Source organism: Pseudomonadota bacterium, assembly GCA_026390555.1.
In the GTDB taxonomy this organism is placed as follows: Bacteria; Bdellovibrionota_C; UBA2361; order UBA2361; family OMII01; genus OMII01.
Genome location: JAPLFS010000079.1, coordinates 1 through 3,114 on the forward strand (window position 1 = coordinate 1; position 3,114 = coordinate 3,114).

Sequence of the window (3,114 nt, forward strand, 5' to 3'; positions counted from 1 at the left end):
CGCAAAACTGCGGGCGCCGTTTACGTCATGGATGAGGGATATGGGCATATCAAAGATAGGCGCACTGTTCGCCGCTAATGTTGACTCGGTTGCGAGTCAAAAAACTCCACAACAACCAGAGAGCAAAGCCACTGCTGTAACGCAGAGCAGCGCTAGCGAGGCCGTAGTGCTCTCGAGCTCCCTGGCACGCTCCGGGGCCGTAGATGCAGATCCGGGACGTGCCGGCCGTATCCAGCAACTCAAAGGGCAGGTACGTTCAGGAAGTTATAGCGCTGATTCAACAAAGGTCGCGCTGGCTGTTATGCGCGACCTCGGATAATTAAGGCTCCATTTCATCATAACTATTAAAGAGAATACTCATGCACCTTATTAAGGAGCGTCTTATAACTTATTCCTAGGATCTCTGCGGTCCTGCTCTTATTGCCGTTGGTAAGGTGCAACACCCGCGCAATTGCCTCAACCTCTGACTTGCGAATGGCTGCTGCTGAGATCTCAGGTAGGGTTCGTATAGCCTCCGTGATCGCTTGCAGGTTAAGCGGCACGTTAATACCGAGATCCTCAGACCTGACGCAGCCCTCTGCCATCAGCACTCCCCGCTCGATTACATTTTCTAATTCGCGAATATTTCCGGGCCATGGATAGCTCGCAAGCATATCGAGCGCCAATGGCTCAAAAGTTAGATCACTCTTGCCTAGCGCCGTAGAGAAATGTGTAAGCAAGCGCTGCGCCATGGGCCGAATATCCTCAGGTCTCTCACGCAAGGGTGGCATAGCGAGCGTTACAACAGCGATGCGAAAATAAAAGTCCTCACGCATTGCGCCAGAAGCGAGTGCGGCCTCAATTTGACGATTTGTTGCTGCAATGATGCGCGGCATCACCCGTATCTGTTTATTTCCACCGACACGTCGTATCTCCTGCTCCTGTAGCGCTCTTAATAGTTTGACCTGTAATAGTGGGGACATCTCGCCAACTTCATCCAGAAATACAGAGCCCTCAGAGGCCATCTCAAGCACCCCGATTCGGCTCTGTGTTGCACCGGTAAAAGCTCCGGCCTCATGGCCAAAGAACTCACTCTCAAGCAACTCCGCCGGAATGGCTGCGCAGTTGAGCGCTATAAATGGCTTATCGTGCCTGGGGCTATGTTCGTGAATGTAACGAGCACAGACCTCCTTGCCCGTTCCGCTTTCGCCCAGTAATAGAACCGGGGTATCAACACGGGCCACCTGCCTAGCTTGCGCAAGGATCTTCTCGACCGCAGGGGAGGTCGTAAAAACGCCCTGTAATGCGCGCTTCTTACTGGTAATAGTTCGATTGACGATGCGATTATGTTGAATAACCTCACGCACTATGGGTATTAATATATCTGGCACAAAGGGCTTAGTTATAAAATCACTCGCCCCAGACTTCATCGCCTCAACCGCTATATCAACCGAGCCATAAGCGGTCATAAGAAGGAACGGGAGTTGGGGATAATCAACCCGAACGCGCCTTACAAGGTCGAGGCCATTTAGCTTAGGAAGTTTAAAATCGGCTAGGATGCAGCTAATCTGATGCAGGGTTAGCGCATTAAGAGCATCCTCAGCGCTCGACACACCGATGGCGTGGAACCCCTCACGCTCTAGCACCACGCAAAGCACTTCGAGTAGTGAAGGCGTATCATCAACAACTAGGATAGTATCCATACGTACAGATGCCCCAGATAGAATAGTCCTACGGTATGGATCTATCGGTACAACTAGTACTTAACTAAATAGGTGCGCTCTCTACTTAACAACCCCGCAGGCGATTCGAGGCCCTCCACCCCCTAAAGGAGCAGGAGCATCCGCGTAGTTATCCCCTCCCTGATGAATCATAACGCTGCGGTTAGTAATATCAGACACCTGCAAACCAGCTACATACATCTCGGTTGATGCTGTTCCATCGACTGCAACCTCAAGCTTAGGAAGATCCCCTACATGACCCCCGCCGTGTGGTCCCATATGCAGCCCAGTACTATGCGGATCGTAGTGCGCCCCGGCGCTGAGTGCGGAAACTAGCTTCCCCTCCTTCTCCTTAGGTGAACAGTCTGGGTTTTCATGAATATGAAACCCGTGAGCACCAGGGGAGAGCCCCTCTAATTGAGGAGTAATCGCTAGGCCCTGCGCTGAGTCTGTAAAGGTAATGGTACCAATAGAGCTCCCTACCCCCTGGGTATCGACCCTATTTATTTGAACTACGGTGTGGTTGCTTGAGTTAGTCAGGTCAGAGATAAGTGAGCAGCCACTTAAGAGCACACTTAGTGCAACGATCTTTTTCATACCCATCTAAATCCCCTTATCCATTAGCAACAAGTTGGCGAAGCACGTAGGGCAGTATCCCGCCGTGTTTGTAATACTCTACTTCTATACGCGTATCGATACGTAGCTGTAAGCATACCTCAAACGAAGATCCATCGGAGCGCGTAGTTACAAGCACCACCTCCTGTCCTGGGCGTATCCCGTTTTCCAATCCACGCAGAGAGAAGCTCTCCTGTCCAGTAATGCCCAGAGACTTAGCGTTTTGCCCATTTATAAACTGACACGGCAAGACCCCCATACCGAGCAAATTGCTACGATGAATCCGCTCAAAGCTCTCTGCTACAACGAACTTAACTCCAAGCAGCATGGTTCCCTTGGCAGCCCAATCTCTGGAACTTCCAGTGCCGTACTCCTGCCCAGCAAAGACAGCGAGTGGCGTTTTGCTTTCAGCGTAGCGCTGTGCTGCATCAAATATATCGAGCCTCTCGCCACTTGGCTGATGGATCGTAACCCCACCCTCAACACCTGGGACCATTAGATTCTTAATGCGTACGTTGGCAAATGTACCTCGAACCATAACATCGTGGCTGCCACGTCGTGCCCCGTAGCTGTTAAAGTCCTTAAAGGCCACTGCGCGCGAAATTAAATAGCGCCCGGCTGGAGAGTCCTTCTTAATAGCCCCTGCTGGGCTAATATGGTCGGTAGTAACCGAATCACCAAAGATTGCTAGAGCGCGTGCACCCTCAATGCGCTCAGAGGCTCGCGGAGTAAGCTCAAAGTTCTCAAAATACGGGGGCTCCTGAATATAGGTCGATGCAGCATCCCACTCGTATACAAC

At 51.4% G+C, this 3,114-nt stretch carries 4 protein-coding genes; 1 reads left to right on the forward strand and 3 read right to left on the reverse strand.

Annotated features, from left to right (window positions below; all coding sequences use genetic code 11):
* On the forward strand, nt 1-319 hold a 319-nt coding region (locus NTV65_11085; GenBank protein MCX6115740.1), incomplete at its 5' end, for a flagellar biosynthesis anti-sigma factor FlgM.
* A 25-nt stretch (nt 320-344) separates the two neighbouring features.
* Here NTV65_11085 and NTV65_11090 read toward each other — a convergent pair.
* From NTV65_11090 to acnA, 3 genes are all read right to left on the reverse strand, one after another.
* Nucleotides 345-1,682, reverse strand: coding sequence for a sigma-54 dependent transcriptional regulator (locus tag NTV65_11090; protein ID MCX6115741.1), 1,338 nt, complete (start codon nt 1,680-1,682; stop codon nt 345-347).
* An 81-nt stretch (nt 1,683-1,763) separates the two neighbouring features.
* Complete coding sequence (gene sodC, locus NTV65_11095; protein ID MCX6115742.1) at nt 1,764-2,297, reverse strand: superoxide dismutase [Cu-Zn] SodC; 534 nt, start codon at nt 2,295-2,297, stop codon at nt 1,764-1,766.
* Between the two features lie 16 nt (nt 2,298-2,313).
* Nucleotides 2,314-3,114: aconitate hydratase (acnA, locus tag NTV65_11100; GenBank protein ID MCX6115743.1), on the reverse strand; the 801-nt coding region annotated here is incomplete at its 5' end.